Genomic DNA, 25,038 nt, shown 5'->3' on the forward strand with positions numbered 1-25,038 from the left:
CGCGCCTCCCTTGTGAACGCCTGATGACGTTTCGCCCTAAGCCCCGCCTGCCTGCCGCCCTGTCAACACTGGCGGAATGCCATCTGTATTTCGCCCGGCCTTCGGTTTTCCGCTTCGGCCCGCCCCCCATCCAGCCATAACTTCTCGCGCCAGACGATGTGCTGCCGAACGTCTGCGAGGAGGAAACCATGCAGATGATCGCCCATAATCCGAGCCGCGGCGTTTACCCGGCCACTTCGGACTACGCCCACGCCATGGAGGTTGTCGCACCCCAGCGCCTGCTCTTCGTCAGCGGCACGATGGGGCTCGACGAAGCCGGCAAGCCCGGCGCGACCCTCGACGAGCAACTCGCGCTGATCTGGAGCAATCTGCGCGCGATCCTCGCTTCGGCGAATATGAGCGTCGACAACATCGTGCGCCTGACCAGCTATCTGCGCGACCCCGGCTTCGTCGAGGCCAATCAGAACGCCCGCCTCGCCGCTCTCGGTGGCCGCGCGATCCCGACCACTGCGATTGTGGCGCAGACCCTGCGCGAGGATTGGCTCGTCGAGATCGAGATCCTGGCGGCGGCGTAAGAATCAGCCCGCGAGATTTTGTGCGGTCGCGCTCATGGCCGTCTCTACGCGGCGGAAATCGGCCTCGCCGATCGCCAGCAGGCCGAACCGGAGCTGATAACCCCAATTCGACGCCTCCCGAGTGAAATCCAGAAGGCCGGTCAGCGGGCGTATCGGGGCTGGCAGCGCCTGCTGCCAGACGACGTCGCGCCGGAACGGCACGAAGCCGCTGCCCATGTCGAAGCGATAGGGCTCGCCGTCGCGGACGCGGCCGATGGCGGTGAACGACTGCAGCCGATCGCCGCCGCCGAGCCGCGTGCTCGGCGAATAGTAGACCACGCCATCGCCAGGCCGGATCCGCCGTAGCGGCGCCGCCTTGCCATGGCAGACCTGCATGAAGCCGCCGTCGATGCCGCGGCGGACATGATCCGCACAGGCGACTGCGATCCAGTGTCCCGTCATTGCCCGCGACCTCTAGCCTTCGGCCGGGCAGAAGACGCGCAGCCGATGCCCATCCGGATCGCTCGCGACGAAGGTGCGGCCGAAATCGAGATCGGTCGGCGCCTGCAGGATCGCAACGCCGCGCCGCTGCCAGTCGGCGTGGGTCGCATCGACAGCCTCGCTGCTGCCGACCACCATGGCGATCTCGCCGCCGCCTCCGGCGGCTTGCGCGCCCGGCTCGACGGTGTGGCGCGACCACAGGCCGAGCTTCGCCCCTGACGGCAGCGCGAACATGGCGAAGGTCGGCGAGGTCTCCAGCGCCTCCGAGCCGATCAGGTCGGCATAGAAGCGGGCGCTGGCCTCAGGGTTGTCGACATAGAGGATGATGAAATTGGCATCGAGCATCGGGGCATCTCCGGTTTTGGGAACCCGCGCATGATCGCTGTAGATGCTGCCAATTTCCGGCAGTGTATCTCAAGCCGGTGATGGAATTCCCTCGCGCTCGCGCCATTGCTTGAGCAGCGCCTGGCGCCTGCGCGGATAGCGGATGTCGACCAGCTCGGCCTGCGCAATGCGGTCGGCGCGGAAATGCCGGAAGTCGTTGCGCAGCTCGCACCAGGCGACGACGACGCGGACATGATCGAAGAAGCCGAGTGCGAACGGCCAGATCAGGCGCTGCGTCGCCGCCGCCTTGCCGTCCTGATAGGTCAACTCCAGCTTGCGTTCCGAGCGGATCGCCTTGCGGACCAGGCCAAGATCGACGCCGGACGTGGCAGCGATCCTGGCGCCGGGACCGACGAGCAGTGCCGAGGCATCGGCCTTGTCGCGCAGATCCGCCGGCAGCACCGCGACGATCTTGGCCATGGCGTTGCGTGCCGCCCCCGCAAGCCGGTCATCGGCCCGCCCCGCGACCCAGCGCGAGCCGAGCACCAGCGCCTCGATCTCGTCCTCGTCGAACATCAGGGGCGGCAGCATGAAGCCCGGCTTCAGCACATAGCCGAGCCCGGGCTCGCCCTCGATCGGCGCGCCCTGCCCCTGCAAGGTCGCGATGTCGCGATAGAGCGTACGGATGCTGACGCCTGTCTCCTCGGCGAGCTTGCGGCCACTGACCGGCCGGCGATGCCGGCGCAGCACCTGGACGAGGTCCAGCAGGCGCTCCGAGCGCGACATAGCTCAGCCGTTCAGCTCAGCGAGCCGCGCCCGCCTGACGCCGAGCGCCGTCATCTCCGCCCAGGCGCGATCGAGCGAGCCGTCGAGATCGATGGCGCGGCAGGCCTCCTCGACCACGAACGTCTCGAAACCCTGGCGCGCAGCGTCCTGCGCCGTCCAGTTGACGCAGAAATCGGTGGCGAGGCCGACCACCGCGACACGGGCGATGCCGCGCTCCCTGAGATAGCCGCCAAGCCCGGTCGGCGTGGTGCGGTCGGCCTCGACGAAGCCGGAATAGCTGTCGACCTCGCGGCGGCAGCCTTTGCGGATGACCGCCTGCGCCATGGAAAGGTCGAGCCCCGGATGGAAAGCCGCGCCGGCGCTGCCCTGGAGGCAATGATCCGGCCAGAGCACCTGCGTTCCATAGGGCATGGCGATCGTCTCGAAAGGCGACTTGCCGGGATGGCTCGACGCGAAGGAGGAATGCCCCGCCGGGTGCCAGTCCTGCGTGAGCGCGACCGTAGCGAAGCGCTTGCCGAGCTCGTTGACGAGCGGGACGATCTCGTCGCCGCCAGTGACCGCCAGGCTGCCGCCGGGACAGAAATCGTTCTGGACGTCGACGACGATCAGCGCGGTCCTGGCATCGATCACAGGCTTGCCCTCATGCGGCGGCGCTCCGCGTCATCCGGGTGATGCCTTTGCGGGCGGCGAACATGCGGCCATAGACGTCGCCGGCGAGATCGGGGCGGTAGCAGCGCTGCTCGAGCAACGGATCCCAGATGTGCTCGACCGTGTCGATCAGCTCGAAATCGGCTTCAAGACGCGCCTCCAATTGCAAGCGATTCTTGCGGTTCTGGTATTCGAGCAGCACCAGCGAGGTCTTCGACAGGTCGAGATGGTCGAGCACGTCGCCCTCGCCACCTTCGATATCGATCTTGACGATATCGGCCGAGGGCAGGCTCGCCGGATCGATGACCGCGACCTCATAGCGCTCGACCATGGCCCCGGCGACGAAGGTGTCGCCGGCATAGGAGGCGAGCCCGGACTCGCCATCACCGGCGAAGCGGCTGAGGAAATTCGCGGTCTTCTGCCCGCCGGGGAACAGCGCCGCGTTGATCGTGACGATGTCGCGGCGCCGATCGGTATTGCGCTTCAAGAGTTCGTAGGTGCCGGGATGCGGCTCGTAGGAGGTCACAATGCTGCCCGGCCAGCGCGCGCTCGCCCAGAGCGCGAAGGAGCCGACATTCGCGCCGATGTCGAGGATGTCGAGGCCGACACCATCAAAGCCGCATTCGTACTCGCCCTCGAGCACGTCCTTGATCGCCCAGTGCATCGCCTCGGGCACGGCAAGGCTCATCGGAATGCGCGCGACGTATTGCTTCATCGTCCCCCCGGAGACTGTCGTTGTCTGCGGGCACTCTGATGCCTTGGCCACGGGCAGCGCAAGGGTCGGCGCTGGCGAAGCCCATCAGCGCAGTTCGACGTTCACCACCCCCGGCGCGGCGCGCACCGCATTGGCGAGCTGCTGGTTGACCGGATAGCGCCCCGGCAATTCGATCTCGATCTCCTGGGCGCCGTCGTCGAGGATCATCACCAGCGAAATCTTGCCATCGGAGCGCACGCCGTCGCGCGGCTTCACCCGCTCGGCGATCGAGGACAGCGCCTTGTCGTCGCGCAGGAAGATGCAGAGGTCCTGCTTCTGCCGGCCGGCGAGATCGTCAAGCCGCTCGACATCCTCGATGCGCGGCCTGACCTCTTCGCCGTCGAGCACGGCCGAGAGCCGGATCACCAGCGCTGCGCCCGGCTCGAGCAGCTCGCGATAGCGCTGCAGCCCTTCCGAGAACAGGATCGCCTCGAACTGGCCGGTCGGATCGGAAAGCTGGACGATGCCCATCTTGTTGCCGGACTTGGTCCGCCGCTCCGATCGGTCGATGACGGAGGCCGCAACCTTGGCGATCGAGGTGCCGCTGGCGCGGACATTGCGGGCGAAGTCGGCATAGCTCTGCACCCGCAGGCGCTTGAGCACATGCTCGTATTCGTCGAGCGGGTGGCCGGACAGGAAGAAACCGACCGCCTCGTGTTCGCGCTTCAGCCGCTCGGCCGGGGCCCAGGGCTCCACCTGCGGGATACGGAATTCCTCCTGCACCACCCCGCGGCCGAGCATGTCGAGCTGTCCGGCCGCCGCTTCGTCGCGGGTGCGGTTCGACAGCGCCAGCATGCCATCCACTGCGACCATCGCCTTGGCCCGCTCGGGCTCGATCTCGTCGAGCGCGCCGGCCGAGATCAGCGCCTCGATCGTGCGGCGGTTGACCAGGCGCGTATCGATTCGGCGGGCGAAATCGGCGAGGTCGCGGAACGGGCCGTCCTTGGCTCGCGCCGCAACGATCGATTCGACAGCGGCGCGGCCAACACCCTTGATGGCGCCGAGCGCATAGCGGATCGCCCCGTCGGCAACGTCGAAATCGACGCCGGAGCGGTTGAGCGAGGGCCGCTCGACCTTGATGCCGAGACGCTCCGCGTCGCGCCGGAATTCCGAGAGCTTGTCGGTATTGCCGATGTCGAGCGTCATCGACGCAGCGAGGAACTCTACGGGAAAGTTCGCCTTCAGATAGGCGGTCTGGAAGGCGACGACGGCATAGGCCGCCGCGTGGCTCTTGTTGAAGCCGTAGTCGGCGAACTTCGCCAGCAGGTCGAAGATCTCGGAGGCGAGGTCCTTCTTCAGGCCGGCGTCGATCGCGCCCTTCACGAAACGGTCGCGCTGGGCGTCCATCTCGGCCTTGATCTTCTTGCCCATGGCGCGGCGCAAAAGGTCGGCTTCGCCGAGCGAATAGCCCGACAGCGCCTGCGCCACCTGCATCACCTGTTCCTGGTAGACGATGATGCCATGCGTCTCGGACAGGAACGGCTCCATGCCGGGATGGAGATAGGTCGGGTCCTCCAGCCCGAGCTTGCGGCGGCAATAGGTCGGGATGTTGTCCATCGGACCGGGGCGATAGAGCGCCACCAGAGCAATCAGGTCCTCGATCCGGTCGGCCTTCATCTCGACCAGCGCCTTGCGCATGCCGACCGATTCCACCTGGAACACGCCGACCGTCTCGCCGCGGGCCAGCATCTCGTAAGTCTTCGGGTCGTCGAAGGGCAATTGCGCCAGGTCGACCGCGATGCCACGCTGGGCGATGAGCTGCACCGCAATGGTCAGCGTCGTCAGTGTCTTCAGGCCGAGGAAGTCGAACTTCACCAGCCCGGCCTGCTCGACCCATTTCATGTTGAACTGGGTGACGCGCATGCCGGTGCGCGGATCGACCGAGAGCGCGACGAGCTGCTCCAGCGGCCGGTCGCCGATGACGACGCCGGCAGCGTGGGTCGAGGCGTGGCGGTGCAGGCCTTCGAGCTTCTGGGCGATTTCGAGCAGGCGCCCGACGACCGGCTCCTCGGCCGCCGCCTCCTGCAGCTTCGGCTCGCCGGCGATCGCTTCCGGCAGCGTGATCGGCTTGGCCGGATTCTGCGGCACCAGCTTGGTTAGCTTGTCGACCTGGCCATAGGGCATCTCCAGCACGCGGCCGACGTCGCGCAGCACGCCACGCGCCTGCAAGGTGCCGAAGGTGATGATCTGGGCGACGCGCTCCTCGCCGTAGCGATGCTTGACGTATTCGATCACCTCTTCACGCCGGTACTGGCAGAAGTCGATGTCGAAGTCCGGCATCGAGACGCGGTCGGGATTGAGGAAGCGCTCGAACAGCAGGCCGAAGCGCAGCGGGTCAACGTCGGTGATGGTCAGGGCATAGGCCACGAGCGAGCCCGCGCCCGAGCCGCGGCCGGGCCCGACCGGGATGTCATGATCCTTGGCCCATTTGATGAAGTCGGCAACGATGAGAAAATAGCCCGGAAATTTCATCCGGGTGATGATCGAGAGCTCGAAGGCAAGCCGCTTTTCGTAATCTTCGACCGTGAAGCCCGCGGCTGGTCCATGCTTGGCCAGCCGCGCCTCGAGCCCCGCCTTCGCCTGGCTCTCCAGCTCATCCGCTTCATCGCGCCCCTCCTCGCCGAAGCGCGGCAGGATCGGCTTGCGCGTGCCGACGCGCCAGGAGCAGCGCCGGGCGATCTCGACCGTCGAAGCCAGCGCCTCCGGCAGATCGGCGAAGCGGCGCTTCATCTCCGCACGGCTGGCGAAAAAATGCGCCGGCGACACACGCCGGCGCTCACCATCGGAGAGCAGCCGGCCCGCCGCCACCGCGAGCAGCGCGTCATGCGCTTCGAAATCGGCTGGCTTGCCGAAGAAGGGCTCGTTGGTCGCGACGATCGGCAGATCGTTGTCATAGGCGAGCCGGAGCAAACCGGCCTCGATTGCCGGCCCGTCCTCGCGCTCATGGCGCTGGATCTCGACATAGAGCCTGTCGCTGAAGATCGCCGTGAGGCGGTGCAGCCGCGCTTGCGCTTGAGCCGGCTGGCCGGCGCGCAAGGCGAGATCGAGCGGCCCGCCCGCCCCGCCGGTCAGGGCGATGATATCGGCATGATAGGCAGAAAGATGCTCGACGCTCGCGACCGGGTTGCCACCGGCGGCGGCGAGGCAGGCTTCCGTCACCAGCTTCATCAGATTGCCATAGCCGGCTTCGCTGGTCGCGAGCAGGACGACATGCGGCGTCACGCTCTGCACCGGCTTGCGCCCGCCGGTATCCTCATCGGCAAAATCGACCGAGAGCTGCACGCCTGCTATCGGCTGGATGCCGGAGCTCGCCAGCTTCTCCGAGAATTCGAGCGCGCCGAACAGGTTGTTGGTGTCGGTCAGCGCCATGGCCGGCTGGCCGTCGCCGGCGGCGAGCTTGGCGAGCGCACCGACCTGGATCGCGCCTTCGAGCAGCGAATAGCTCGAGTGGACATGGAGGTGGACGAAGCCGACCTCGCCCTGAACCTGTGTATCGTCTTTACGGTCGGTCATCGCGCCCTCCGGCGCGTCACCCGCTCAGCCGATGGGCCGAGTGAGAGGAACTGCGCCGATTCTTGATCCCAAGAGCATGCTCGGAATCGGTTATTGCGCGCCACCCCTCGCCGGTCGAGCCGATCCATTTGCGAGGCTGTGGACACGTCCGCGCATGGCGCTCGGTTCCCGCCTCCAAGGACCGCTCAGACATGCGGTCCAGAGGCGAGCGCAGCCCAGACCCAGATCATTCCGACGAAGAGAGCCAGCGCCAGGAATTCCACGGCTCCGACCATCAGCTTGCGGGCAATCACCATGTCCGATCTCCTATGTTCTCTATATGTTCAGTTTAATTCCCTCTTTGTTCACGTCAATATCGCAAGGTCAGCTGACGCAGGAAGACGCGCCGGACAGTTAACCCGGATTTACCGGGGCTGCGGAAACGTTAACAGCAGCGCTGCTGCCATGGCAGAATCAGATAGGGTCGGCGCCATGCCTCCTTCCCCCGATCAGGCGCACCGCAAACTGCGCAGCGAGACGCTCGGCGTGGTGCTCATGGCGATCGCGATGCTGATCATCCCGACCTCGGACGCCATCGCCAAATATCTCAGCGGTGCCCATTCACCGGCCTTCCTCAGCTGGGTGCGCTATGTCGCGGCGCTCGGTTTCATCCTCCCGGTCGCGCTGATCCAGCGTGGACGAGCGCCGGAGCGCGCGTCCGCATCGCCAGCCGGTACTGGCTCTCGCAGATCCTGCGCACCGCCTTCCTCGTCACGGCGATGACACTCTATTTCGTGGCGATCGCGCGCATTCCACTGGCCGATGCGCTCGGCGCCTATTTCATCGCGCCTGTCGCGGCGCCCCTGCTTGCCGCGATCGCGCTGCGCGAGCGGCTCGACCGGCGAAAGCTGCTTGCCGTCGCCCTCGGCTTCGTCGGCGCCATCCTCGTCGTGCGCCCGGGCACCGAGACCAGCGCCGACACATTGATTGCGCTCGCTTCCGGCTTCTGCATGGCCTGCTATCTGGTGTTGACCCGCGCCACCGCCCAGGACAGGCCGCCGGTGGCGACACTGACGATCCAGCTCGTGCTCGGCATCCTGATGCTGCTGCCCTTCGCGGTGCTGCAATGGACCACGCCGACGCGCGAGGGTCTGCTGCTCATCTTGCTGATGGGCCTGGTCTCGACGCTGAGCAACCTGATGACGATCAGCGCCTTCCGCCTGGCGCAGGTCCAGACGCTCTCGCCCTTCGTCTATCTTGAGCTGATCGGCGCGACCGCGCTCGGCTTTGCCCTGTTCGGTGACCTGCCCTCGCCGATGACCTGGGCCGGGATCGCGGTGATCGTCGCAGCCGGGCTGATCGTCGCGACGGCACCATCGGCCACACGGCGTACGCCGTCCTGAGCCTGCACAGTATTCAGTTCACCAGCGCACTCAGCGCCGCGATGACGGCCCGCGGCTCGATCTCGCGCGGCATCTCGTCGAAGGCGACGCGATAATAGTCGAGCATGCTGAGCTGCTCGAAACTGTTCCAGGTATCCTCGTCGTTCATCGCCTGGCTGCGCTCCTCGAGATTGAGGATCATGCCGTAGTCCTCGGGGCCGCTGCCATAGACCAGAGGCGGCGGCAGCGCCTCGGTGCGCAATTCGTTCTCGGCGGCAGCGATCGCGGCGAGCGCGCCCGGCACCCAGGCGCGATGATAGGCGTTGGAGACGTCGCGCTCGGCGTCTCCCGTGCCGGTCAGCACGGCGCGACAGGCGGAGGCGAAGGCGTCGACCATGCCGTTGCGCTCGGCCAGCCGGTCGGCCGCGTTGTAGTTGGCGTGGATCGGATCGACATAGGCGAATTCGTTCTGCAGCAGCCGTGCCGGCTCGCCCTGCAGGAAGAGCCAGGGATAGGTGTTGTCGATCAGGATCTGCCCCGGCAGCAGATGCGCCGCCTGGTTCTCGCCGGACGCGCTGAAGAACTGCTGCTCCGCGCCCTTGCAGGTCACGTTCGGATTGGCCGTCAGCGGCAATCCCGGCCGATCCGGCATCCGGATTGCCGCCATGTAGACGAGCACCTTGGCGACCCGGGTGTTGCGTGAGCGCCCGTGCCAGAGCGCCTTCTCAGTGTCGGAGGAGAAGCGCTGGACCCGCAGCAGGCGGAAGCGCTCCTCGGCTGCCACGGCGCGGTCGGGTGAACGGCGACGCCCCATCTCAGCCGCCGATCAGCACGGTCGGCTCGCCCATGGCGATCTTGTTCGGCGGCCCGACCGCCTCGATGATCGTGTCGCCCATGCGGCAAAGCGGCAGGCCGTTGACCAGCACGGTCTGCGAGCCGTCGATCACCACGCCCGGCCCATGCGGCGGGATCGGCAGCGGCGTCGCGCAGATATGGATGTCGGCTCCGCCGGCGGCGCTCGTGATCGTCGAGCCCATGCTGGCCGCGGCCGTCGCCTTCGCGGTCTCCTCGGCCACCTTCGCCGCTGGCGCGCCGGGTGTGCCTGCGGCGGCCAGCGTCGCCGCCTCGGCCACCTGGATTGCCGCGTCGGAGACCGCCTTGGCCGACTGGATCGCCGCCGCGGCGCCGGCCGGAACGCCGCGCCAGGCGAGCTTGTTGCCGATGATCACGTTGAAGCTCCCCGGGCCTGGCTGCAGCATGCCGGGCAGCGGGTGGATGACAGGGTCGAGGACGCGGGCAGCGGGGCGACCGGCTCCACCTCCTCCACCACCTCCGCCGCCGCCTCCACCACCTCCGCCCGGCGTGGATGCGGAGGGTGGCGCCGGCGGCGTGAAGACTTTTGCGCGCGCCTCGGCGGAGGGCCAAAGCGTGCTGAGCGCCACGTTCGGATCGGGTGGCAAAGATGCGATCGGGATCCCGTTGATCGTCGAGCCGGGTAGCTTGCCGGCCGCACAGGCAGCCTGAAGCGCCGGGAGCTCAACAGCCCAGAACACCTTCTGGACGGGGCGCCCCAGCAGCAGGACGACGTGCCCGGACGCGCCTTCGGCGAATTCGCGCGAAGCCTCGCCCCAGAACGAGCTCTGCAACGCCGCCGCATCGCTCTCGACACCGAACATGGCGGCGTTGCCGATGATCGCCGCCGCCTTGTCGGGATGTCCGTCCGGCAGACGACCACCCTGCATCAGATTCTCGACCGCGCGCTTCGGATTGGGCTCGGTGATTCCAGCCGCACGCGCGACCGCCAGCAGGAAATCGCCGTCCGACAGGAAGGTGGCGCGCTCGGTATCGTCGATCAGCGCGTAGCCGGTGCCAGCCTGGCAGGCCCGCTTCGCCGCATCCGAGACGGCGGAATAGAGGATGACATCGGGACCTGCAGGCGCGGCCGAGACCTGACGCGCCAAGGCGCGCAACTCGTCCAGGGTCGCTCCCGGCTTGATCTGCGCAATCGCATCCGCGGGGCTGAGCTTGGCCATGTCAGAAGATCTCGACCATCGGATCCTCGGCGACGAAATCGACGCCGCTGATCCTCTCTCCGAACAGCGGCAGCGGATGGAGCATGGCGTAGATGCGCAAGCGTTCCTGGATCCGCACGAGCATGGTCGGGGTGAAGTTCACCGGTGGCAATGGCGATCCGCCGAGCTTGGCGCCGATATGCGAAGCGACGATGCGGTTGTCGTTCGGAGCCGGCCTGCTTGTCGAAAACCGCCAGCCGAAATGGAATGCCGGAAGCCCCGGCGCATGAACCCGCAGGGCATGCGGGCCGCCCGGATAGAGCATCCGGTTGAGATCGACGATCTGCCAGCCATCCTCGTCGATCGGGAACCGACCGCTACGATCGTAGTCTGGCGCCTGGCTCTGGTTCATCCTGCTGCCCCAATAGGCGACGGCCGGTCGGCTGTGCCTCACGCTACATCCATCTGCGCGCACTTGCGATCGTTTCGCAGCGCCCCGGCGAAATGCGCCCTGAATCCGGCAATGGTCGAGGCATCGATGACATTGCAATGGTGACGCTCGGGAACGAGCCGTATAGTGTCCTGGATAGGCCTTGAGATAGCGAGAACTGGATGTCGTGGTACAGTAAGGTCGTCTGGTCCGAAGGCTTGTTCCTGCGGCCGCATCATCTGCAGCAGAACGATCGCTATCTCGAGAATCTGCTGGAGAATCGCGTCCGGCACGTCACGCCTTATCCGTGGGGGTTCTCGGTGCTCGAGATCGACCGCGACCTGGCACAGCAGAGCCGCATCGGGCTCCGGCGCGCCGTCGGCGTGATGCCGGACGGCACGCCCTTCGCCATGCCTGACAACTCGCCTTTGCCGCCAGCCATCGAGGTGCCGGAGAACGCCGCCGGCCAGATCGCCTGGCTGTCGCTGCCGCTCGCCGCCTCCAACACCCGCGAAGTCGAGGACAGCCTCAACGGCTCGGCCAGCCGCTTCTATCCGGCGACCGAGATGCTGATCGACTCGACCGCCTCGCTGCGCGTCGACGAGGAGATCGACATAGCCCATCCGCGCTTCGGCCTCGAACTGCGCAAGACGAGCAAGCCCGGTTATGTCGGCCTCGCGCTTGGGCGCATCCTCGAAGTGCGCGACCGCGCCATCCTGTTCGACGAGAAGTTCGCCCCGCCGGTGCTGCTCTGCTCGGCCCATCCGGTGGTCGACGGCTGGATGGACCGCGTCATCGGCTGGATCGACAACAAGCTCGAGGAGCTCGCCCGCTACGCCGCCGACCCGACCGCCGGCGGTGGCCTGCAAAGCGCTGACTACTTCATCCTGCAATTGCTCAACCGGCACATCCCGGTGCTGAAGCACCTGCGCGGCTCGCGTTTCGTCCATCCCGAGCGCCTGTTCATCACGCTGCTCTCCATCGCCGGGGAGCTCGCCACCTTCACCACCGCCGAGCGCCGCGCCCGCGACTACCCGGCCTACGACCATGACGACCTGGAGGGCTGCTTCACCCCGGTCGTGCGCGATATCCAGGACTTCCTTTCGGCCCAGCTCGGCCGCCGCGCCATCCGCCTCGAGATCGTCGAGCGGGCGCAGAACGCCTTCATGTCGACGATCCGCGACCGCGCCTTGATGCGCAACGCGACGCTGGTCCTGGAAGTGGCCGCACGCCGCCCGCTGACCGAGATCCAGTCGCAGTTCCCGCATCTGTTCAAGATCGGCCCCAACACCAAGATGAACGAGATCGTCCATGCCCATCTGCCGGGCATCAATCTCGTCCACCTGCCGACACCGCCGCCCCAGATCCGCGCACTGACCGACCACGTCTATTTCTATCTCGACCGCACCTCGCCGCTCTGGCCGGAGTTCAGCACGGCGAGCTCGATCGGCATGCATTTCTCCGGTGACTGGCCCGATCTCGAAATGGAGCTCTGGGCCGTGCTCGAGGGTAGGCGATGAGCAACGACGGCTCCGATCCGTTCGGCCGTTCGGACCGGACCTTCATCCGGCCGAACCCGGCCGGACGGCGCGTGCCGCAACCCTCACGCCCGGCGCAGGATGCAGGTCCGGGCTATCCGCCCCAGGGGCAGCCCTACCCGCCCCCGAACGCACCCTATTCACCTCCGCCCGCCGGCTATCCGCCGCAGGGCTCGCCCTATGCGCTCTCCGGCGCGCCGCAATACCCGCAGTCGGCGCCCTCGCCAGGCGTGCCCGGCGGCGAGGAATGGCTGTCGCAGCCGCAGCAGCGACCAAGCGCGCCGCCGCCTCCACCGCAGGGCTATGTGCCGCAGGCCTTGCCCAAGCGCGAGCAGATGCTCACGCCGAACACCAATCCGCTGCTGAAGGCGGCCGGCCCGCTCCTGCTCCTGCTCGGGCGCCTGCGCGCCAATATCTCCAGAGCGCCGGCGACGCAGATGATCGGCCAGGTCGGCGAGACGATCGAGGCCTTCGACCATGAGGTCCGGGCGGCCGGCTTCACCGCCGAGCAGACGCGCACCGCCAAGTACATCATCTGTGCCTTCGCCGACGACATCGTCCAGAACATCCCGGGCGAGGACCGCCATGTCTGGACGCAGTACAGCATGCTCTCGCGCTTCTTCGGCGAGCGCACCGGCGGCGTGCGCTTCTTCGAGGAGTTGGAGCGCGCAAGGAAGGATCCGTCAGTCAATTACGACCTGCTCGAACTGATGCATGTCTGCCTGGCGCTCGGCTTCGAGGGCGTGCACCGCACCTCGGCCGGCGGCGCCGCCAACCTGCAGATGATCCAGCGTGGCCTGTTCGAGACGCTGCGGCGGGTGAAGCAGCCCGATCCGGAATTGTCGCCGCGCTGGCAGGGCCAGGCCCTGACCGCTCGGCTCGCCGGCTTCAAGATTCCGGTCTGGTCGATCGCCGCCGTCGCGGCGGTCGCCGTGCTCGGCCTCTATTTCATTTTCCGCGCCCTGCTCGGCGGCAATGCCGAGGCTTCGGCCAGCGCCCTGCTCACAGTGCACCCCAAGGGCGACATCGAGATCCTCCGCAGGGTCGCCGCCCGGCCACCGCCGCCGCTGCCACAACCGCCGCCGGCGCAGCAGCCCAAGGTCTGCGCCACCGTGCAGCCGCCGATCACCTGCCAGGTGACGCCGAACCTGATCATCGTGCGCCTGATGGGCATCACCCTGTTCGAGCCCGGCCAGGCCGTGGTGCGCGACGAATTCCGGCCGCTGATCGAGCGCATCTCCACAGTGCTCAACGAGGAAGGCGGTGCGATCAAGGTCGTCGGCCACTCCGATTCCGACCCGATCCGCACCGCCCGCTTCCCCAACAACCTCGAATTGTCGAAGGCGCGCGCCGTGGCGGTCGGCGACCTCCTTAAGACCAAATTGAAGCAGTCGGACCGCATCAGCACCGACGGCAAGGGCCCCGACGTGCCGATCGACACGAACGCGACCGCGGCCGGCAAGGCGAAGAACCGACGCGTCGAGATCCTGATCCAGCGCAACAGCTAGGACCAGGTGACGATGCAGGAGACGGGTAGACGATGAATCTCGCGACATGGCTCAGGATCGCAGCCATTTTCATCGGCGCGCTGGCGCTGGCGCTGCTGATCTGGTTCGGCGGCCCCTTCGTCGCCTTCGGCGAGGTGCGCCCGTTCGAATCGTTCTGGGTCAGGCTGCCGATCGCCCTGATCTTGATGCTCGGCGCGCTCGGCTGGAGCGCCTGGATCGTGATCAAGCGGCGCAAGGCCGTCGCCGCGCTCTCCGACGCGATGGCCAAGGAAGAAGCCCAGACCGGTGACGGCGCCGCACTCTCCGCCTCCATGCGCGATGCGCTGGCGACGCTCAGGCGCACCCGCGGCAAGGATGGCGGCGATTATCTCTACGACCTGCCCTGGTATGTCATCATCGGTCCGCCGGGCGCCGGCAAGACCACGGCGCTGGTCAATTCCGGGCTGAAATTCCCGCTCGCCCGCGGCGGCCAGACGCCGGCCGCGGTGGCCGGCACCGGCGGCACCCGCTATTGCGACTGGTGGTTCGCCGAGGACGCGGTGCTGATCGACACCGCCGGGCGCTACACCACGCAGGACACCGATACCAAGGCCGAACGCACGAGCTGGCTCGCCTTCCTCGATTTGCTCAAGACCAACCGGCCGCGCCAGCCGATCAACGGCGTCATCGTCGCGATCAGCGTCGAGGACCTCCTGACCTCCTCGCAGGAGGAGATCATCGCCCATGCCGACGCGATCCGCGCCCGCCTGCTCGAGCTCAACGAGCGGCTCAAGGTCGACTTTCCGGTCTATGCGGTCTTCACCAAGGCCGATTTGATCGCCGGCTTCAACGAGTTCTTCGCCGCGCTTTCCGAGCCGCAGCGGCGCATGGTCTGGGGCCATACCTTCCAGACCGTCGACAAGACCCGCAACATGATCGGCGACGTGCCGCCGGAGTTCGACGCGCTGATCGAGCGCCTGAACGAGCGGCTGTCCGACCGGCTGCAGGATGAGCACAACCCGACCTCGCGCGCCAAGCTTTTCGGCCTGCCGAGCCAGATGGCGACGCTGAAGCCGCTCATCATCGACTTCCTCGGCCGCGTCTTCGAGCCGACGCGCTACCAGTCGAGCGCGACCTTGCGCGGCTTCTACTTCACCTCCGGCACCCAGGAAGGCACGCCGATCGACCAGCTGATCGGTGCGCTCTCGCGCAATTTCGGCAGCGACCACGCCGATTCCGGCTCCTATTCCGGCCGCGGCAAGAGCTTCTTCCTGACCGATCTGATCCAGAAGGTGATCATCGGCGAATCCGGCTGGGTCTCGACCGACCTGCGCGCCGCGCGCCGTTCCACCCTGCTGCGCATCGCCAGCTTCAGCGCGATCGCGCTGGTCTCGCTGGCGCTCGGCGGCATGTGGTGGACGAGCTATGCCCGCAACAGCGACCTGATCAACCAGAGCAATTACGGCCTCGCCGATTATCGCTCCAGCGCCGCTCCGGTGCTGCAGGAGACCACTCTCTCCGATCGCAATTTCAGCCGCGTCCTGCCGCTGCTGCACAAGCTGCGTCATATGCCGGCCGGCTATGCCGACAAGGACGAGCCGACGCCAGTCGCCGCCACCTTCGGCCTCAGCCAGCGCGAGCGCCTGCAATCGGCAGCGCAGGAAAGCTACCACCAGGCACTGGAGCGGCTGCTGCGCTCGCGCATCATCTTCCGGCTCGAGGAGCAGCTCGAGGCCAACGTCAACAATCCCGGCTTCATCTACGAGGCGCTCAAGGTCTACCTGATGGTCGGCGGCCGCGCCCCGCTCGACCGCGACCTCGTGCTCGCCTGGATGCGGCAGGACTGGGCCGAGAACCTCTTCCCCGGCGCCGCCAACGCCAAGGGCCGCGAGGCGCTGGAGGAACATCTCATCGCCCTGCTCGACCTCGACGACGGCGGCGAGCCGGTGGTCAAGCTCAATCAGCCATTGATCGAGAGCAGCCAACGCACCCTGCGCCGGCTCAGCATCGCCGAGCGCGCCTACGAACTGCTGCGCACGCAAGGGCGCAACGCCAGTCGCGACTGGGTCGCGGCGACCCGCGGCGGCTCCGATGCGCGGCTGGTCTTCGAAGGCGTCTCCGGCGAGGACCTCGACTCGATCCGGGTGCCGTATTTCTACACCTATGACGGCTTCCAGGGCGCCTTCGTCGACCGGCTCGGCGATATCGGCGAGCGCATCGAGAAGGAGCGCTGGGTCCTCGGCGACAATGCCGACCAGGCGGCGATCACCTCGCAATATGCCAGCCTGTTCCAGGACCTGCTCAAGCTCTACGCCCGTGACTTCACCGCCTCCTGGCAGAAGGCACTGCGCCGGCTGAAGCTGCGGCCGCTCAACGCCGACAAGCCGAAATACATCGCGCTCTCCGCAATCTCGGCGCCGACCTCTCCCTTCAAGCAGTTGCTCGAATCGATCCGCGACGAGACGCAGCTGACCAAGGAACGGGCAGCGAAGCGGCCCGCTGCGGCGCAGGCCGCCGAGAAGATGGCGGGGCAAGTCGCCGACAAGGCGGCCAAGACCCTGGAGGAGCGCGCTAATTATTCGCTCAGCCGCCTCGGCACCAGCCTGCCGCTCAGCGCGCCCGGCGTCGATCGCGTCATTGCCGGCGGTGGCGGCGGCGAGGCGCTCGGCGCCAATATCGAGGCGCAGTTCAAGGCCTTCCACGTCCTGGTCGAGGGCGATGGCGGCAAGCGGCCGGTCGATCAGGCACTCCAGATCTTCGCCGAGATCAACCAGAACCTCGCAATGGCCGCGACCACCCCGGCGCAGGCCGCCGCGGCCAATGCCGCGCTGGTGCCGCTGATCGCCTCGCTGCGCGGCAACTCCTCGCGCTATCCGGCACCATTCGATGCGATGATCGTCGCCGCCGTGAACGATTTCGAGGGCGACGCCACCGGCGCGACCGTCTCGCTGCTGCGTCAGGCCCTGGCCAGCGAGATCACCGGCCGCTGTTCCAGCCTGCTGGCCAATCGCTATCCCTTCGCCAAGGGCAGCACGAGCGAGATCGGCCTCGCCGACTTCGCCCAGCTCTTCGCGCCGGGCACCGGTGCGATGGACAAGTTCATGAAGGAGCGGCTCGACCCCTATATCGACAAGTCCGGCCAGAACTGGAGCTGGCGCCAGGACAGCCGCGTCGCCCGCGCGCTCTCGCCGACGACGTTGCGCGAATTCCAGCGCGCCAACGACATCCGCGAGGCCTTCTTCCCGACCGGCGGCAACCTGCCGAACTTCCAGATGGTGGTGGTGCCGACCACCCTCTCCTCCGACGCCTCCGGCGCCAAGCTCGAGATCAACGGCTTCACCGTGGCGAGCCAGCAGGGCGTCAACACGCCGACGCCGGTGATGTGGCCGGGCGGAGGCCTCGCCAAGACCTCGATCACGCTGACGATCGGCAGCGCCGCTGCCGCCAACAACAATGCCGGCGGCATCTTCGGTGGCGGCTTCTTCTCCAACAGCCCGACGCCGGCGGCGCCGACCGAGGTGAAGATGTTCGACCGCACCGGTGTCTGGTCCTTCTTCCGCCTGCTCGATGCCGGCTCGGTCCTGCGCCAGGGCGACAATGTCGTCTTCACGCTTGCGGCCGGCGGCCGTCAGATCGGCTACCAGTTCGGTGTCGGCTCGCTGAAGAACCCGCTGGTGCTGCCGGCGCTGCGTGAAATCCGTTGTCCGGCGGGGATTTGAGATGGCGTGTGGGTTGTTCGGGAAGCTTCCGGGCAAGCGGGATTTCATCGCGCTGAATGCGCCGACGGCCTTTCTTTCGGCTTATGAGCGCTGGCTCCAGGGCGGGCTCACCGCCAGCCGGGTCGAGCTCGGCGCCGGCTGGCAGGAGGCCTTCCTCAACGCGCCGATCTGGCGCTTCTGGTTCGGCAGCGCCTTCTGCGGCACCACAGTCGCCGGCGCCTTCATGCCCTCGGTCGACGGCATCGGCCGCTATTTCCCGCTGACGGTCTTCGCCCTCGCCGGCCCCGGCGCCGCGATCCCGCCGCCCGAGCTCGACCCGCAGGATGCATGGTTCGCCCAGGCCGAGGACTTCCTCCTGCGCGCGCTCGAACCCGAGGCGAGCTTCGAGGCCGTCGCGCATGCGTTGGGTGGGCTCGCTTTGCCCAATGACGATCTCAAGGCGGCCCCGCCCGCCGACATGGTGCGCCTCTCCGACGGCACCATCGTCAGCGCGCTCGATTCCGCGACCTTCCCGGCCAGGCTCTCGGCGCTGCGCGTCGAGGACCATACCCGCGCCTATGCCCATGCCAGCTATCTCTGGACCATCGGCGGCGACGATTTCGAGCCGCTCGCTTTGGTCGGCCATGGCCTGCCCAGCCCCTATCTCTACACCGGTCTCCTGACCGGACGCTTCGATGCTTTCCTCGGCGCAGGATCGACGGCATGAACGAGCACCGCACCGGCTCCAGTTTCGAGACGGGCGCGGTCAGCCACGCCGGGCGCGTGCGCAGCCATAACGAAGACAACCTGGTGGTCCGGCCCGAACACGGGCTCTGGGCCGTCGCCGACGGCATGGGCGGCCATCATAACGGCGCCATGGCGAGCGCCACCGTGGCGGCCAGCCTGTCGGCCATCGGCGCGGCCGGCTCCGCCGCCGAACTGCTCGACCGGCTCGAACGCGGCGTGGTCGAGGCGAATGCGGAACTGCGCCGCAAGATCCGCGAGCATGACGGCGCCACAATGGGCGCGACGCTCGCCGTACTGCTCGCCCATGACCGCCATTTCGCCTGCGTCTGGTGTGGCGACAGCCGGGTCTATCTCGTCCGCAGCGGGCAGATCACCCAGGTCACTCGCGACCATACCGAAGCCCAGGACATGATCGAGCGCGGCCTGCTCACCATCGAGGAGGCACGGACCTGGCCGCGGCGCCATGTCATCACCCGCGCCATCGGCGTGCATGACCGGCCCGAGCTCGATATCGACCATGGCGAGCTCGAAGGCGGGGACGTCTTCGTGCTCTGCTCGGACGGGCTCACCGACCATGTCCGCGACGAGGAGATCCTACGCGCGACCGTGACGGCCGGCGCCCAGGCCGCCTGCGATGCCCTGCTCGCGCTGACGCTGGAGCGCGGCGCCACCGACAATGTCACCGTGATCGTGGTGCGCTATCATCACGACGGCGGAGCCGAGAAGACGCGCTGGGTGCCGAACATGCGCCAGCGCAGGAGCGATGCGCCATGAGCGATTCCGACCGCACCGTCTTCCTGCCGCGCACGGGCCTGGCGCCCGGCGTGCGGCTGAACGGCATCTACGAGATCGAGCGCCTGATCGCCACCGGCGGCATGGGCGAGGTCTATCAGGGCCGCGCCATCCAGACCGGCGACGCCGTCGCGATCAAGATCGTGCGCTCCGACATGGCGCAGGACGCCAATGTCATCGCCCTGTTCCGCAACGAGGCGTCGGCGCTGCACAACCTCTACAACGAGGCGATCGTCCGCTATTACGTCTTCACCGTCGACCCGGCGACGCAGGCGACCTATCTCGCCATGGAGTTCGTCGACGGCAAGTCGCTGTCCGACCTGTTGAAGCAGGGTCCGCTGCCCTTCGAGGAGGTCGACCTGCTGCGCCGGCGCATCGCGTCCGGCCTGCATGCCGCCCATATGCTCGGCATCACCCATCGCGACGTCTCGCCCGACAACATCATCCTGCCCGGCGGCCAGGTCACGCGCGCCAAGATCATCGATTTCGGCATCGCCAAGTCGAAGCTGGCCGAGAAAACGGTGATCGGCTCCGGCTTTGCCGGCAAATTCAATTATGTCTCGCCCGAACAGCTCGGCCTCTACGGCGCCGAGGTCACCGGCAAGTCGGACATCTACAGCCTCGGCCTGGTGCTTGCCGAAGCGCTCGGCGGCCGCCCGCTCGACATGGGCGGCACCCAGATGCAGATCCTGGAGAAGCGCCGCCGCGTTCCCGATCTCGCCACCATCGACAAGCGCATCCGCCCGCTGCTGGCGCGCATGCTGGCGCCCGATCCGAAGGACCGCCCGGCCGACATGGCCGAGGTCGCCTCCTGGCAGGCGAAAGGCGGCGCGAACTCTGCCGGCGGCAGTGGGCGCGCCTTTCCCTGGCCGCTGGTCGCCGGCGTTGCCGCGCTCGCGCTGCTTGCCGGGGGCGGGTTCTTCGCCTGGAAAATGCTGGGCGGTAGCACTCCGGTCCAGCAGGCGATGAACAGCCCTCCGCCCGCCTTGAGCGACGAGCGCCCGCCAGCCTCGCCCAGCGCCGGGTCGAGCACCCCGGTGCCGGAACTCACGCCCGCAACTCCGCCTCCACCAGCGAACCCGGCGCCCTCGCCGCAGCCGGCAAGCCAGAGCGAGCCGCCCGCACTGCAATCGCCCACGCCTCCCGGGCCAGTTGCGCCGCCGCAGCCATCTGCGTCTTCGCAGTCCCCTGCGCCCGCGACACCGGAATTGAAGCCGGCGCCGACACCGCCGCCGGCCACCCCAACCTCGACAACCGGCCCGAAATCGACGCCGGTCGTTCCGCCGCCAGCCTCAACGGCTCCGGAGCCCGAGCCGCGCACTGCCGCCGAGCGGACGGCGCGCTATGTCGCCGACTATGACGGCGGCGCCTGCTTCTTCCTGTGGCCGACGGCGATCGCCGACAAGCGCACCACGATCGAAGGCTTCGGCAGCACGGCCGAGCCCTTCGTCAGCTTCGATGCCGCCTTCAAGAAGGCGCAGGGCTACGAGGCGCAGATCAGCCTGCGCACCATCACCACGGCGCAGTGCCCGATGGTCGACTTCCTGCGCCAGCTCGGCCGCGGCATCGACCGCAGCCCGGTCATGCAGATCGGCGCCTTCACCATGAGGAGCGGCGACACGCTGTCCGGCACGGTCGAAAGCGACCCGGGCAAGAATCTCGACATCCTGCTGATCGGCGATGACGGGCTGGTCTACAACCTCGCCAATTACACCCGCCGCGAAGGCGGCAAGGCGAGTTTCACCCTCAAGCTGGAATCGACGGCGGCTTCGGGCGCGCCCGTGCGGCCGCAGACCGTGCTTGCGCTGGTGAGCCAGGCGCCGCTGCCGGCGCTGTCGGGCCCGAACCCGGCCCCGGCCGGCGACATCTTCCCCGGCCTGCACCAGGACCTCGCCCGCGCCGGCGGCAAGGTCGGCGTCGGTATCAAGTATTTCCGGATCGAGTGATTGTCGGAGGCGTCATTCTCGGGCGGAGCGTAAAACCAAGGCCGTCCAGCGAGCGTCAACCGAGAGAGTACGCGCGGGATCCCCTCTCCTGAAAGGAGAGGGGTAGGGGTGAGGTGTTCGGAAGTTGAATCGTTTGCCTGGACAAGCCGCGCGGTGACCGCTCGCGGAACTGGTAGAACGGCCTACACCTCACCCTGCCCTCTCCTTACAGGAGAGGGTTCCCCGCGCCTCAATCGTCTCTGATCAAACGAACCGGATAGCCAGTCCGGAGCCAAGCCCAAGCATGACGGCGGTTGTGTCAATCCTCGCGGTAGAGCTCGCCCCAGTCGTCCTGCCAGAGACCTTCGGTGTCCTCGACGACGATCGGTGCCTTGATCTCGTTGGCCAGGCGCACCGCCGAGCGAAAGCCCTCGACCGGTTCGAGCTCGTCGCTGACGAAATCATTGGTGAGATGGCCTGCCGCCAGCTCTGCCGGGCAGGCGATGCGAGCGAAAGTCTTGCCGTCGCGCTGGCCAAGGCTCAGCGTGATGGCGTCGGGTTGCGGCTCATCGACCTGCTCGAACCGGTTCTTCGCCATCGTCGTCTCCTCGCCTCTAGGATAGGTCGATCATGGGCCATCGCCGCCATCGCGGCAAATTCGCTGCCCGCGATCGCTTTGGCCGGACCTGGCCGGTATTCGCTTGCAGAACTCTACTTCTGTTGCTGCCGCGCCGGGGCGGCAGCAGGCCCGCCGCGCACCACCTTGTAGCGGTCGAGCCTGACCTTGATCATCTCGTCGAACTTCTTGTGCACCTCGGAGACCGAAAGCGTCTTGGTCTCGCCGCCGGCCTGGGCATAGAAGATCGGCCGGTTGGCTTCGGCCGGCTTCGGCAGCAGGGCTGCCGCGCTCGCGCCGGGCGTCTCCTCCATCGTTTCGATGAAGGTCTGCGCCGCATCCGGCCCCAGGAAATGGATCAGGTAGATCTCGCCGCCGGTGAGATGGCGCCCCATCGCTTTTTCCAGCCTGAGCGTGTCGCGCTTCAGCATCTCGCCCGCCAGCAAGGCCGAGAGATAGGGCTCGCGCCTGAGGTCGAGGATGCGCTGGCGCTCATTGGCGTCGGCGATGACGAACTGTCGGCCGTTGCGGCTGATCAGCGCCGCCTCGGCGACGAGCCCATGCTTGCGGCCGAACTCGAAGATCACGCCGAACCAGGTCTGCTCGATGAACTGGTAGAGCCCGGTCGCCGAGGAGGTCTTCGCCTTCACCTCGGTCGCGAACGAGGACTCCTTGTCGGCGACCGCCATCAGCAGGGTCGGGTCGGCGCCGACGACACGCCCTGCCCTGACAATCATCTCGACCAGATGCCGGCGGATCTTGATCGGCCCGAAGGTCAGGACCTGGTTGGGGTCGCCGGTATAGTTGATCGGCGCCTGCGGCAGCTGGCTGCGCGGCGCCGCAGCCGGAGCGCCCGGCTTGCCCGGCAGCGTCGGCGGCACCAGGATGATGTTCGAGGGCGGCATCACCGGGATGGGCATCCCCGGCTGGTTCGGCATCTCCGCCGCGACCTGCTCCTTGATCGCCGCGAGCGATGGATCGGCGTTCAGCGCGAACTGCGTCGCCTGCCTGGCAGCCTCGAGATCGCCCTCGACCGAAGACAGGATCAGCGATGGCCGGGTCGGTGCCTTCAGCGCCGGCGCCTCGACGCTCTCGATCGGCTCGAAGCCGCCGGTCACCTCGGTGGAGCCGGGCTTCAGCGTCGCAACGGCGATACCGCCGGCGATCGCCAGTACGAGCGCGCCACCGCCGATCAGGGAGACGAGCCGCAGCCGCGAACCGCCATCCGCAACCGCGAATGGCACGCCGGCGGCAACATTGGTGGCGCTGGCGCCGCCGGCCACAGCCTTTTGCGCCAGCACCAGCCAGTCAGGAGGCTTGCCGTCCTTGCTGGCGCGCTCCTGCAATTCGGCGATCATCCGGCGCGCCTGCTGAGCCGGGACATCCGCATCGCGCTCCAGCGTCGTGGCTGCGCTGCGCGCGCCCTGCTCGGTCAACGCCTTGAGCGCGAAGAACCAGAGCTGCAGCGAGATGCGCCGGCTCTCCAGCGGCGTGCCCTGGCAGGGCGAGACCAGGAAATTGCAATGCGGGCAGGCATAGGCGCGCAGCTTCACCCGCGGCGCGAAGGCCGAGGTCTTGCCGCAGGCCGAGCAGGTCAGCGTCGTGCCGCCCCGCCGCGCCCGCATGATGGTTTCAAGGCAGGCATCCTCCTGGAATGCGGCCTGAAACTGCTTGAAGCGCTGCCCCATCCTTCGCTACCGCTGCTGCCGCGCCCCGCCATACGCAGCCGGCGCGGCCTCGACAAGCCTTGCTCTCAACCTGCCAGCAGTGCCAGCCGCGCGACATCCCTCAAATGCATGTCGACCTCTGCCGCCGTCGCCTGCTTCGGCAGGGCCGGGCCGCCGCGCCCCGACTCATGCGCTTCAGTCAGGAAAGCGTTGAGCGCGTCGAGCAGCATCGCCGGGGTGCGCGTGCCGTCGAGCAGGCTGACGAATTTGCGCACCACCACGCCGTCGAGAGCAACAGCCCGATGGCGCAGATCGGTGACTTCGTGGCTGGCCAGCGCCTGGCGTCGCGCCAGCAGGCTTGCGACCGGTCGCTCGCTGATCCGCGTCGCCAGCCGATGCGGCTCCAGGCCGATCTCGATCAGGCCGGCGCGGTAGATCGCGGTGAGCGCCTCGTTCAGGCGCTCGATCTCGCGCTCGCGATCGGAACCGGCTCCGGCCTCCTGCAAAGCGAGGGCGACCAGCTCGTCATAGCGGATATTGCCCGGCCACGTCCGCCCGAGCGCCCGCAGCGCTGCCTTGGCCGCCGGCAGGTCGACGGCAAGACGAACGCCGTCAGCGAACAGGAAGCTCACTGCCCCGGGCCGCTTCTCGTCGACCTTGCCGTCTTCTTCCTGGACATTGGCGGCGAGATGATAGGGCGCGAAGCTGAAGCCGGCGAGGCCACGATGCAACTCGACATCGGCACGGCAGAGCAAGGTCTGGCGGAAGCAACGGCCGATCAGCAGGTCGAGCGCCTGCTCCTGCCGGAGCGGCTCGGAGATCGGGATCGCGTTCAGCACCTGCTGGGCCGGCCCGCGCGCGCCGCCGAAATTGTTCGGGAAGGAGGTCTCGGACAGGAACTGCAGCCCATGCGGCTCGGCTGCGGCCAGCACCTCGTGCAGGGCGAAGGCGCGCGCGCCGGGGTTGAGATCGTCATGATAGAGGACATTGTCCGGGATATCCTCGATCTGCTTGGCCCGCTCGCGCAGCGCGACGCCGTAGAAGGTCTCGGCATCGGTCGCCTCTGCGAAGCGCTTGATCGCCGCCCGCGCCACCCTGACCTTCTCGAGGGGATCATCGATCTCGCGCGTCTCGAACAGCATGACATCGCGGGCAAGATCGCGCAGCCGGCAGCCTGGCAAGGCGTTGTAGCTGACATAGGCGATGCCCTGCGGCGCCAGCAGCTCGCCGAAGAGCGCCAGGATCCGCTCGCGCACCGGCTGTGGCACCCAGGAATAGACGCCATGGACGATGATGTAGTCGAACTGGCCGAGCCCCGTGGTCACCGCCATGATGTCGCGCTGCTCGAAGCTGACATTGCTCAGCCCCAGCTCGGCCGCCTCCGCCTTGGCGCGCGCGATCGCCCGGCCGCTCAGATCGATGCCGACGAGCTGCGCTCCCGGGCATTGCAGCGCCATCGGGATCAGGTTGCCGCCACTGCCGCAGCCGAGCTCCAGCACCCGCATCGTCGCGGTCGGCGCCGGGGTCATGCCATGGATATGCGCGATCGTCGCCAGATGCGCCGGATGCGTCTGCGAGAATGCGTGCCCGGGATAGGCGACGGCATCATAGGGGTTCGTCGCCAAGTCTCTCGTGGCCATGTCGTTCATCGAGGAATTCCGTCTATCCCATTCGCATCGTTGCAG

The 25,038-nt window shown here is 67.5% G+C and carries 21 protein-coding genes; 9 read left to right on the top strand and 12 right to left on the bottom strand.

The features are described 5' to 3' along the window. Positions 1 to 188 precede the first annotated feature (188 nt). Entirely contained in the window at positions 189 to 575 is a 387-nt protein-coding gene (locus tag AC1DS0_RS03125; protein ID WP_476812913.1) for a RidA family protein, read from the top strand. Positions 576 to 578: 3 nt separating this feature from the next. Here the strand turns inward: AC1DS0_RS03125 and AC1DS0_RS03130 are convergent, their stop codons facing one another. The 6 genes from AC1DS0_RS03130 to dnaE all read right to left on the bottom strand — a co-directional run bounded on the left by AC1DS0_RS03130 (position 579) and on the right by dnaE (position 7,080). Continuing rightward, complete coding sequence (locus AC1DS0_RS03130; protein ID WP_476812914.1) at positions 579 to 1,016, bottom strand: EVE domain-containing protein; 438 nt, start codon at positions 1,014 to 1,016, stop codon at positions 579 to 581. A gap of 12 nt (positions 1,017 to 1,028) precedes the next feature. Continuing rightward, positions 1,029 to 1,400: a VOC family protein gene (locus tag AC1DS0_RS03135; RefSeq protein WP_476812915.1), complete on the bottom strand. Its 372-nt coding sequence runs from the start codon at positions 1,398 to 1,400 to the stop codon at positions 1,029 to 1,031. 69 nt (positions 1,401 to 1,469) lie between these two features. Then, positions 1,470 to 2,165 (bottom strand): helix-turn-helix transcriptional regulator, encoded by a 696-nt coding sequence (locus tag AC1DS0_RS03140; protein ID WP_476812916.1) that lies wholly within the window; start codon positions 2,163 to 2,165, stop codon positions 1,470 to 1,472. Between the two features lie 3 nt (positions 2,166 to 2,168). Next, positions 2,169 to 2,795 carry a bifunctional nicotinamidase/pyrazinamidase gene (gene pncA / locus AC1DS0_RS03145; protein ID WP_476812917.1) on the bottom strand — a complete coding sequence of 209 codons (627 nt, stop codon included), beginning with the start codon at positions 2,793 to 2,795 and terminating at the stop codon, positions 2,169 to 2,171. Between the two features lie 10 nt (positions 2,796 to 2,805). Continuing rightward, entirely contained in the window at positions 2,806 to 3,528 is a 723-nt protein-coding gene (locus AC1DS0_RS03150; RefSeq protein WP_476812918.1) for an FkbM family methyltransferase, read from the bottom strand. Positions 3,529 to 3,612: 84 nt separating this feature from the next. Next, a complete protein-coding gene (dnaE, locus tag AC1DS0_RS03155) occupies positions 3,613 to 7,080 on the bottom strand; it encodes a DNA polymerase III subunit alpha (protein WP_476812919.1) in 3,468 nt (1,155 codons plus the stop codon). 471 nt (positions 7,081 to 7,551) lie between these two features. On the opposite strand from dnaE, the gene AC1DS0_RS03160 reads away from it, so the two are divergent. Both AC1DS0_RS03160 and AC1DS0_RS03165 read left to right on the top strand, forming a co-directional pair. After that, entirely contained in the window at positions 7,552 to 7,842 is a 291-nt protein-coding gene (locus AC1DS0_RS03160) for a hypothetical protein (RefSeq protein WP_476812920.1), read from the top strand. After that, the gene (locus AC1DS0_RS03165) at positions 7,839 to 8,462 is read left to right on the top strand and encodes a DMT family transporter (protein ID WP_476812921.1); all 624 of its coding nucleotides are present in this window, start codon (positions 7,839 to 7,841) and stop codon (positions 8,460 to 8,462) included. The genes AC1DS0_RS03160 and AC1DS0_RS03165 overlap by 4 nt, the downstream gene beginning before the upstream one ends. A gap of 13 nt (positions 8,463 to 8,475) precedes the next feature. Here AC1DS0_RS03165 and AC1DS0_RS03170 read toward each other — a convergent pair whose 3' ends face one another. Genes AC1DS0_RS03170 through AC1DS0_RS03180 form a run of 3 tightly spaced genes read right to left on the bottom strand, consistent with a single transcriptional unit; the run spans position 8,476 to position 10,907 of the window. After that, positions 8,476 to 9,255, bottom strand: coding sequence for a hypothetical protein (locus tag AC1DS0_RS03170; protein ID WP_476812922.1), 780 nt, complete (start codon positions 9,253 to 9,255; stop codon positions 8,476 to 8,478). A gap of 1 nt (position 9,256) precedes the next feature. Then, on the bottom strand, positions 9,257 to 10,474 hold the full coding sequence (locus tag AC1DS0_RS03175; RefSeq protein WP_476812923.1) for a PAAR domain-containing protein: 1,218 nt from the start codon (positions 10,472 to 10,474) through the stop codon (positions 9,257 to 9,259). 1 nt (position 10,475) lies between these two features. After that, positions 10,476 to 10,907 (bottom strand): hypothetical protein, encoded by a 432-nt coding sequence (locus tag AC1DS0_RS03180; RefSeq protein WP_476812924.1) that lies wholly within the window; start codon positions 10,905 to 10,907, stop codon positions 10,476 to 10,478. Positions 10,908 to 11,065: 158 nt separating this feature from the next. Between AC1DS0_RS03180 and tssK the strand changes: the two genes are divergently transcribed. From tssK to AC1DS0_RS03210, 6 genes are read left to right on the top strand one after another with little or no spacing between them, the layout of a single operon-like run. Then, on the top strand, positions 11,066 to 12,403 hold the full coding sequence (tssK, locus tag AC1DS0_RS03185) for a type VI secretion system baseplate subunit TssK (RefSeq protein ID WP_476812925.1): 1,338 nt from the start codon (positions 11,066 to 11,068) through the stop codon (positions 12,401 to 12,403). Further along, positions 12,400 to 13,929 carry a type IVB secretion system protein IcmH/DotU gene (gene icmH, locus AC1DS0_RS03190; RefSeq protein WP_476812926.1) on the top strand — a complete coding sequence of 510 codons (1,530 nt, stop codon included), beginning with the start codon at positions 12,400 to 12,402 and terminating at the stop codon, positions 13,927 to 13,929. The genes tssK and icmH overlap by 4 nt, the downstream gene beginning before the upstream one ends. A 32-nt stretch (positions 13,930 to 13,961) precedes the next feature. Continuing rightward, positions 13,962 to 17,627 (top strand): type VI secretion system membrane subunit TssM, encoded by a 3,666-nt coding sequence (tssM, locus tag AC1DS0_RS03195; RefSeq protein WP_476812927.1) that lies wholly within the window; start codon positions 13,962 to 13,964, stop codon positions 17,625 to 17,627. Positions 17,628 to 17,640: 13 nt separating this feature from the next. Then, positions 17,641 to 18,333: a type VI secretion system-associated protein TagF gene (gene tagF / locus AC1DS0_RS03200; protein WP_476812928.1), complete on the top strand. Its 693-nt coding sequence runs from the start codon at positions 17,641 to 17,643 to the stop codon at positions 18,331 to 18,333. Further along, positions 18,330 to 19,127 (top strand): PP2C family protein-serine/threonine phosphatase, encoded by a 798-nt coding sequence (locus tag AC1DS0_RS03205; protein ID WP_476812929.1) that lies wholly within the window; start codon positions 18,330 to 18,332, stop codon positions 19,125 to 19,127. The genes tagF and AC1DS0_RS03205 overlap by 4 nt, the downstream gene beginning before the upstream one ends. Further along, positions 19,124 to 21,091, top strand: a complete 1,968-nt coding sequence (locus tag AC1DS0_RS03210) for a serine/threonine-protein kinase (RefSeq protein ID WP_476812930.1) — start codon at positions 19,124 to 19,126, stop codon at positions 21,089 to 21,091. Before AC1DS0_RS03205 ends, AC1DS0_RS03210 begins: the two co-directional genes overlap by 4 nt. A 298-nt stretch (positions 21,092 to 21,389) precedes the next feature. Here the strand turns inward: AC1DS0_RS03210 and AC1DS0_RS03215 are convergent, their stop codons facing one another. The 3 genes from AC1DS0_RS03215 to AC1DS0_RS03225 all read right to left on the bottom strand — a co-directional run bounded on the left by AC1DS0_RS03215 (position 21,390) and on the right by AC1DS0_RS03225 (position 24,993). Next, complete coding sequence (locus AC1DS0_RS03215) at positions 21,390 to 21,668, bottom strand: hypothetical protein (RefSeq protein WP_152014835.1); 279 nt, start codon at positions 21,666 to 21,668, stop codon at positions 21,390 to 21,392. A gap of 113 nt (positions 21,669 to 21,781) precedes the next feature. Next, entirely contained in the window at positions 21,782 to 23,311 is a 1,530-nt protein-coding gene (locus tag AC1DS0_RS03220) for a transglycosylase SLT domain-containing protein (RefSeq protein WP_476812931.1), read from the bottom strand. 128 nt (positions 23,312 to 23,439) lie between these two features. Next, complete coding sequence (locus tag AC1DS0_RS03225) at positions 23,440 to 24,993, bottom strand: methyltransferase regulatory domain-containing protein (RefSeq protein ID WP_476812932.1); 1,554 nt, start codon at positions 24,991 to 24,993, stop codon at positions 23,440 to 23,442. Positions 24,994 to 25,038: the final 45 nt, after the last annotated feature.

The sequence above is a fragment of the Allobosea sp. P4_H5 genome (assembly GCF_056400825.1).

Coding starts and splice junctions, on each gene's coding strand:
- AC1DS0_RS03125 (WP_476812913.1), top strand. CDS start 189: ATGCAGATGATCGCCCATAATCCGAGCCGCGGCGTTTACCCGGCCACT.
- AC1DS0_RS03130 (WP_476812914.1), bottom strand. CDS start 1,016: ATGACGGGACACTGGATCGCAGTCGCCTGTGCGGATCATGTCCGCCGC.
- AC1DS0_RS03135 (WP_476812915.1), bottom strand. CDS start 1,400: ATGCTCGATGCCAATTTCATCATCCTCTATGTCGACAACCCTGAGGCC.
- AC1DS0_RS03140 (WP_476812916.1), bottom strand. CDS start 2,165: ATGTCGCGCTCGGAGCGCCTGCTGGACCTCGTCCAGGTGCTGCGCCGG.
- AC1DS0_RS03150 (WP_476812918.1), bottom strand. CDS start 3,528: ATGAAGCAATACGTCGCGCGCATTCCGATGAGCCTTGCCGTGCCCGAG.
- dnaE (WP_476812919.1), bottom strand. CDS start 7,080: ATGACCGACCGTAAAGACGATACACAGGTTCAGGGCGAGGTCGGCTTC.
- AC1DS0_RS03160 (WP_476812920.1), top strand. CDS start 7,552: ATGCCTCCTTCCCCCGATCAGGCGCACCGCAAACTGCGCAGCGAGACG.
- AC1DS0_RS03165 (WP_476812921.1), top strand. CDS start 7,839: ATGACACTCTATTTCGTGGCGATCGCGCGCATTCCACTGGCCGATGCG.
- AC1DS0_RS03170 (WP_476812922.1), bottom strand. CDS start 9,255: ATGGGGCGTCGCCGTTCACCCGACCGCGCCGTGGCAGCCGAGGAGCGC.
- AC1DS0_RS03175 (WP_476812923.1), bottom strand. CDS start 10,474: ATGGCCAAGCTCAGCCCCGCGGATGCGATTGCGCAGATCAAGCCGGGA.
- tssK (WP_476812925.1), top strand. CDS start 11,066: ATGTCGTGGTACAGTAAGGTCGTCTGGTCCGAAGGCTTGTTCCTGCGG.
- icmH (WP_476812926.1), top strand. CDS start 12,400: ATGAGCAACGACGGCTCCGATCCGTTCGGCCGTTCGGACCGGACCTTC.
- tssM (WP_476812927.1), top strand. CDS start 13,962: ATGAATCTCGCGACATGGCTCAGGATCGCAGCCATTTTCATCGGCGCG.
- AC1DS0_RS03205 (WP_476812929.1), top strand. CDS start 18,330: ATGAACGAGCACCGCACCGGCTCCAGTTTCGAGACGGGCGCGGTCAGC.
- AC1DS0_RS03210 (WP_476812930.1), top strand. CDS start 19,124: ATGAGCGATTCCGACCGCACCGTCTTCCTGCCGCGCACGGGCCTGGCG.
- AC1DS0_RS03215 (WP_152014835.1), bottom strand. CDS start 21,668: ATGGCGAAGAACCGGTTCGAGCAGGTCGATGAGCCGCAACCCGACGCC.
- AC1DS0_RS03220 (WP_476812931.1), bottom strand. CDS start 23,311: ATGCGGGCGCGGCGGGGCGGCACGACGCTGACCTGCTCGGCCTGCGGC.
- AC1DS0_RS03225 (WP_476812932.1), bottom strand. CDS start 24,993: ATGGCCACGAGAGACTTGGCGACGAACCCCTATGATGCCGTCGCCTAT.